The organism is Acidithiobacillus sulfurivorans (assembly GCF_018853815.1).
Taxonomy (GTDB): domain Bacteria; phylum Pseudomonadota; class Gammaproteobacteria; order Acidithiobacillales; family Acidithiobacillaceae; genus Acidithiobacillus; species Acidithiobacillus sulfurivorans.
In genome coordinates this window covers 25,918-31,940 of sequence record NZ_JAAOMP010000026.1, presented here as the reverse complement: position 1 = coordinate 31,940, position 6,023 = coordinate 25,918, and the positions used below count along the sequence as shown (strand labels likewise).

The 6,023-nt window shown below is 52.1% G+C and carries 6 protein-coding genes; all 6 read right to left on the bottom strand.

The features are described from left to right. Positions 1-1,349, bottom strand: a 1,349-nt coding sequence (gene ilvD, locus HAP95_RS01505; RefSeq protein WP_215882658.1) for a dihydroxy-acid dehydratase, incomplete at its 3' end; no start/stop codon positions are given. A gap of 150 nt (positions 1,350-1,499) precedes the next feature. Then, positions 1,500-2,555 (bottom strand): AI-2E family transporter, encoded by a 1,056-nt coding sequence (locus tag HAP95_RS01500; protein WP_226832400.1) that lies wholly within the window; start codon positions 2,553-2,555, stop codon positions 1,500-1,502. Between the two features lie 3 nt (positions 2,556-2,558). Continuing rightward, positions 2,559-3,797 carry a malic enzyme-like NAD(P)-binding protein gene (locus tag HAP95_RS01495; RefSeq protein WP_215882657.1) on the bottom strand — a complete coding sequence of 413 codons (1,239 nt, stop codon included), beginning with the start codon at positions 3,795-3,797 and terminating at the stop codon, positions 2,559-2,561. A gap of 6 nt (positions 3,798-3,803) precedes the next feature. After that, on the bottom strand, positions 3,804-4,010 hold the full coding sequence (gene rpmE / locus HAP95_RS01490) for a 50S ribosomal protein L31 (protein WP_010639220.1): 207 nt from the start codon (positions 4,008-4,010) through the stop codon (positions 3,804-3,806). 74 nt (positions 4,011-4,084) lie between these two features. Beyond that, positions 4,085-5,458, bottom strand: a complete 1,374-nt coding sequence (gene rho, locus HAP95_RS01485) for a transcription termination factor Rho (RefSeq protein WP_438263645.1) — start codon at positions 5,456-5,458, stop codon at positions 4,085-4,087. Further along, the gene (trxA, locus tag HAP95_RS01480; RefSeq protein WP_010639224.1) at positions 5,455-5,781 is read right to left on the bottom strand and encodes a thioredoxin TrxA; all 327 of its coding nucleotides are present in this window, start codon (positions 5,779-5,781) and stop codon (positions 5,455-5,457) included. The genes rho and trxA overlap by 4 nt, the downstream gene beginning before the upstream one ends. Between the last annotated feature and the right edge of the window lie 242 nt (positions 5,782-6,023).

Genomic DNA, 6,023 nt, shown 5'->3' with positions numbered 1-6,023 from the left:
GTCAGCATTTCCGGCATACCGGGACCACCTTTAGGTCCTTCATAGCGGATAACCACCACATCGCCCGCCTGCACCTCGCCCGCCAAAATCCCTTCGGCAGCACTATCCATACTTTCAAAAATTTTGGCTGGGCCTGAAAACCGGCGCATTTCCGGAATAACCGCACCAATTTTGACAATACCACCCTCAGGAGCGAGATTACCGAAAACCACCCGCAGCCCCCCCGTTGGAGAAATAGGATTATCAGCCAGGCGAATGATTGTACTGTCCTTGACGCTCGCTTCCGAAACAATTTCACGGAGACTCTGGCCACTGACCGTCGGCTTGTCCAGATGCAGTACATCGGGATTACGCTTGTGTACTTCATGGAGGATGGCGGGAATACCCCCTGCCCGACCAATGTCCTCAATATGCACGGTGGATAGTGCCGGGGAGACCTTTGCCAAATAGGCTACTTTCTGCGCCAGATCATTGAGGCGGGACAGCGGATACTGAATACCTGCCTCGCGGGCAATGGCAAGAGTATGCAAAACAGTATTGGTAGAACCGCCCATGGCCATATCCAGAATAAATGCATTATCGATCGCATCAAAATCCACCAGCTGACGCATGGTTGGTCCGCCCGCCATGGCTAAAGCCACCACCCGGTCAGCCGCCTGGCGCACCAGATCTCGGCGCCCCGCCGCCGTCGCCAGTATCGTACCATTACCTGGTAACGCAATACCCAACACTTCCATGAGACAGTTCATGCTGTTGGCAGTAAACATGCCGGAGCAGGAACCACAGGTCGGACAAGCCTTATCTTCAATTTCCTTGAGGCGGATTTCCGTGATCTGTCCCCGTTTGAACTGGCCAACCGCTTCAAATGCCGTCACCAAATCAATGGAAGTTCCATCAGAAAGTTTTCCGGCTTCCATCGGGCCACCGGACACGAACACTGTCGGCACATCGCAGCGCAGCGCGCCCATGATCATGCCCGGTACAATTTTGTCGCAGTTGGGAATACAAATCAGGGCATCCAGATGATGCGCCTGCACCACAGTTTCAATGGAGTCCGCAATCAACTCCCGGCTCGGCAAGGAATAACGCATGCCATCATGACCCATAATGATGCCATCATCCACACCGATCGTATTGAATTCAAAAGGAACACCGCCTGCCGCCCGAATATTTTCCTTGACGATGCGCCCGAACTCCTGCAGATGCACATGACCGGGAATGATATCAATATAGGAGTTCGCCACACCGATGAAGGGCTTATCCATGTCACTGTCCGTGACCCCGCAAGCCTTCAAGAGGGAACGATGAGGGGTCCGTTCAAAACCTTTTTTGATCATATCTGAGCGCATGTAAACCTCGTGCTGTATTCAGGAGGCCGACGTTTTTAACGCGGCCTGAAAGCGGAGCGGCAGCCGGAAAGCATTATGGCCGACCGTCTGGTTGGTCTGACGAGTATAGAACCAAGCGCCCGACAGGCCAAGCTGTCCCGGCTCAGAAATTCAGATTTCAGCAGACTGTACGGGTTGCAACCATTCCCGCCAGATGGCGAGCAGGATGGCAAGAATAACCGGCCCCAGAAATAATCCAAGCAGACCGAATGTCAGAATTCCGCCAAGTACACCAAATAGCACCAGCAAAAATGGAATATGCACCGCGCTGGAAATCACCAGTGGCCGGATCAGATTATCAATCCAGCTCACCACCAGAGCCCCCCAGAGTGCCAGCCCCACACCCGCAGCAATTTGTCCGTGAACCAGCAGCCAGATACTGGCAGCACCCCACACCAGGGGCGTACCAAATGGTAAAAAAGAAAATAACAGCGTTACTACGGCCAGCAGCACCGGGGCGGGTAATCCTGTTGCCCAGTAGCCTAATCCCGCAAGGACACCCTGGGCCAGGGCAGTCGCCAGAATTCCGTAAATCACTGCACGAATGGTAATAGCCACAGTTTGTAGATAGTTATCACCCCGCTGCCCCAGCACCTGATGGACCATACGCCGCAGTTGATCAAGCAGTTCCAGTCCGTAGCGATAAAAGAAAAACGCCGTAATGAGGACCAGCACCAGCAGGGCAGCGATGCGGCCAATTCCACCTGCCAGCATCCCGATGCGTCCCGCCCAGGCGGACAAATCTGGAGACAAAGCACCGGGCTGGAACTGCGCTTTCCAGGAAGGCGGTATTTGCTGAAGCAGATCCTGTATCCAGCCGTTATCACTCCATTGAGTGCTTACCAGAGTATGAGCATCCTGCTGACTGAGTTCCGTCAGTACATGATGCAATTCTGTGCCCAGAGTCATACTCAGAAACAGTACGGGGAGAATGAAAATCAGCGCCAGCATGAATGTCGCCCCGCAAGCTGCCAGCAGGGGCGGCCAGTGACGGCGCAGAGGCGCGGACAAAGGCCAAGTCGCGTAAACAAGAATAGCGGCCCAGACAATGGCGGGCAGAAAAGGTGCGAGGATTTTCCAGACTAATGCAAAAAAAACAATCGCTGCGAGAAGTTGCCCTAAGGCAAGCCGCAAATCGCGAACCGTCAGATCCGCGAGGCGCACCATTACCTAAAGCCGGGAGACGCCGCTTTTCCGCGCGGCTGCACACACTGCACCCGCCACCCATTGTCTTAGGCGCGGGTCAAGAGGCTTAGGAATGAAATATTCAGGCCCAAAGCTCAGTCCGTCAGTCCCTGAAAAACCATAGGCTTGTTGAACTTCTTCAGGAACGGGCTCACGGGCCAAACGCGCCAGCGCATCGACAGCGGCCAGCAGCATCTCCTGATTAATCTGCCGTGCGCGACAATCCAGCGCACCCCGAAATAAGAAAGGAAAACCCAGGACATTATTCACCTGGTTGGGCATATCCGAACGCCCGGTCGCCATGATCGCATCTGGACGCAAGCGTTTTACGGCAACGGGGTCAATTTCCGGGTCAGGGTTCGCCAGGGCAAATATCACCGGCTTTGCAGCCAGTCCGGACAAAGCCGCTTCGGGAATGGCACCACGTACTGAAACGCCAATGACCACATCGGCATCCGCCAGCATATCCATCAGAGTCCAGTGCGCAGGTGCCGTAGCAAAGGGTTGGTGCCAATGGGTCAGATCGCTGCGGCCTTCATGCAGCACGCCATGCACATCACTTAAATACACCGCCTCTACACCAAGAGCGCGCAGCATTTTTGCAATAGCCAAGCCGGCCGCACCGGCTCCGACAATGGCCACTTTAACGCCCTTAAAGACCTTACCCTGCAATTCCAGTGCATTTTGCAAAGCGGCGGCCACAATAACGGCAGTGCCATGCTGATCATCGTGAAAAACCGGAATATCGAGCATTTTTTGCAGGGCTTCTTCCACCTGAAAGCACATGGGAGCAGCAATATCTTCCAGATTGATGCCACCGAAACCCGGCGCAATCGCCGCCACCACGTCAATCAGGTGTTCAGCATCGCGGACCTGCACTTCAATATCAAATGCATTGATGTCCGCAAAATGCTTGAAAAGCAGAGCCTTGCCTTCCATGACCGGCTTACCGGCCAATGTCCCGACATTACCCAGTCCAAGAACCGCCGTACCATTGCTGACTACGGCAACCAGATTACCCTTGCCCGTATAGTCATAGGCTTTTTCAGGGTCAGCAGCGATTTCCCGTACGGGTGCCGCAACGCCAGGGGTATAGGCAAGAGACAAATCATCCTGGCTTTTGCAGGACTTGCTGGGTATGACTGAAAGTTTACCGGCAGGACTTTGGGCGTGGTAATCCAACGCCCGCCGTCGCAATTCTGCCTGGGCTTCAGACTGTTCCATGGAAACTTACTGACCGCCGCCGTAACGCTTGCGGAACTTCTCAACCTGACCCGCAGCAGAAACATTGCGCTGCTTGCCGGTATAAAAAGGATGACATTCGGAACAAAGATCAATGTGAAGATCACGATTGGCAGTAGAACGGGTTTTAAACACATTTCCACAACTGCAGGTCACAGTGATTTCTTCGTACTTGGGATGAATTTCGGATTTCATAGTTGAGCTACTCTCGGGCCTGAATACAAAGTGGCGAATTATAGGGATAGAGGGGGCAGACGTCCAGCCAATCCTCAGCGATTCATGGAATCAAAAAATTCCGCATTGTTTTTGGTGGCACGCACCTTGTCGAGCAGAAACTCCATGGACTCCAAAGAATCCATAGGTGCCAGCAACTTGCGTAATACCCACATTTTGCTGAGCAAATCGGCAGGTACCAGCAATTCTTCCCGACGGGTTCCGGATTTGTTGAGATTTATGGCCGGATAGGTACGCTTCTCGGCCAGACGGCGATCGAGATGGACTTCCATATTACCGGTGCCCTTGAACTCCTCAAAAATCACTTCGTCCATTTTGGAGCCGGTTTCCACCAGCGCCGTAGCGATGATGGTCAGACTGCCACCCTCTTCAATATTTCGGGCAGCGCCAAAAAAGCGTTTGGGCTTCTGCAAGGCATTGGCATCCACACCACCCGTCAACACCTTGCCGGAAGATGGGACAACCGTATTGAAGGCTCTGGCCAAGCGTGTAATGGAATCAAGCAGAATCACCACATCGTGCTTGTGCTCTACCAGCCGCTTGGCTTTTTCAAGAACAATTTCAGCCACTTGGGTATGTCGTGTGGCTGGCTCATCAAAAGTTGAGGAGACCACCTCGCCTTTCACCGAGCGTTGCATATCAGTCACTTCTTCCGGACGCTCATCAATCAGCAGCACAATCAAATAGCATTCAGGATGATTGGCAGTAATAGCATGAGCAATTTGCTGGAGTAATACGGTTTTACCGGTTTTGGGCGGCGCCACAATCAAACCACGCTGCCCCTTACCAATGGGCGAAACCAGATCAATAATGCGGGGTGCCACTTCACCGTAAGCCACAGCATCATATTCCAGACGCAGGGGTTCATCGGGAAACAAGGGGGTCAAATCATCAAAATTGACCTTGTTGCGGGTCGCTTCAGGCGATTCAAAATTAATGCTCTCCACTTTAAGGAGGGCAAAATAACGCTCACCTTCCTTGGGGGGACGAATTTGCCCAGACACCGTATCACCCGTCTGCAGGTGAAAACGACGAATTTGCGAAGGAGAAACATAAATATCATCGGGTCCGGCCATGTATGAGCCGGAAGCTGCACGCAGAAAACCAAAGCCATCCTGCAAAATTTCCAGCACGCCTTCGCCATAAATAGCATCGCCATTACGGGCATGCGCCTTCAGGATGTTGAAAATAATTTCCTGCTTTTTCTGGCGAGCGGTACCGTCCAACCCCATTTCTTGACAGATAACGGCCAATTCAGCAGCAGTTTTCCTTTTTAAATCTGTCAAGTTCATGGCTGTAGCGCCAGGATTTGGCAACAGCAGAGTCTCTTCTTCTTCAAGAAGAATATCTTCGTTGGGAAAAGACTTGGGTATACGAGGTGATTTACGGCGGGGACGTGGTGTATTCAAAGTTGGCTATCCAGAAATGCCGTCAGTTGGGCTTTACTCAAGGCACCGACTTTTGTTGCTTCCAGTTTTCCATTTTTGAACAGCAACAAGGTGGGAATACCACGAATACCATACTGAGGGGGGGTGTTGGGATTTTCGTCGATATTGAATTTAGCGATTTGTAATTTGTCAGCATATTCAACGGCAACTTCTTCAAGAATGGGTGCAATCATTTTGCAAGGGCCGCACCACTCAGCCCAAAAATCAACTAGAACCGGCTTGGAACATTGCAGCACATCGGTTTCGAAACTGTCATCAGACACATACGTAATAGCATCGCTCATGGGAGATAGCTCCTCTGTCTCAGATTGTTACAGCGCTTTGGGTGGAGGTCATTTAGTGTGTTTCATATGGGATAATCCCAAACTCTAGGCACCGGACGGCGCTGGCAGGTTTGATCTTCTTTCAAACTGAAGGTGGGTGAAAGAATAGCACGATATAAACGGTATGCAAGTAGCAAGTTTCTGGACATCTGCATTACAAAGGATTGTAATCAGCAATTCTGCAGTAAAATCAAGGTATGGTC

Bases quoted from the DNA above. Each gene is read 5' to 3' on its own strand.
- HAP95_RS01500 (WP_226832400.1), bottom strand. From the start codon at position 2,555: ATGGTGCGCCTCGCGGATCTGACGGTTCGCGATTTGCGGCTTGCCTTA.
- HAP95_RS01495 (WP_215882657.1), bottom strand. From the start codon at position 3,797: ATGGAACAGTCTGAAGCCCAGGCAGAATTGCGACGGCGGGCGTTGGAT.
- rpmE (WP_010639220.1), bottom strand. From the start codon at position 4,010: ATGAAATCCGAAATTCATCCCAAGTACGAAGAAATCACTGTGACCTGC.
- trxA (WP_010639224.1), bottom strand. From the start codon at position 5,781: ATGAGCGATGCTATTACGTATGTGTCTGATGACAGTTTCGAAACCGAT.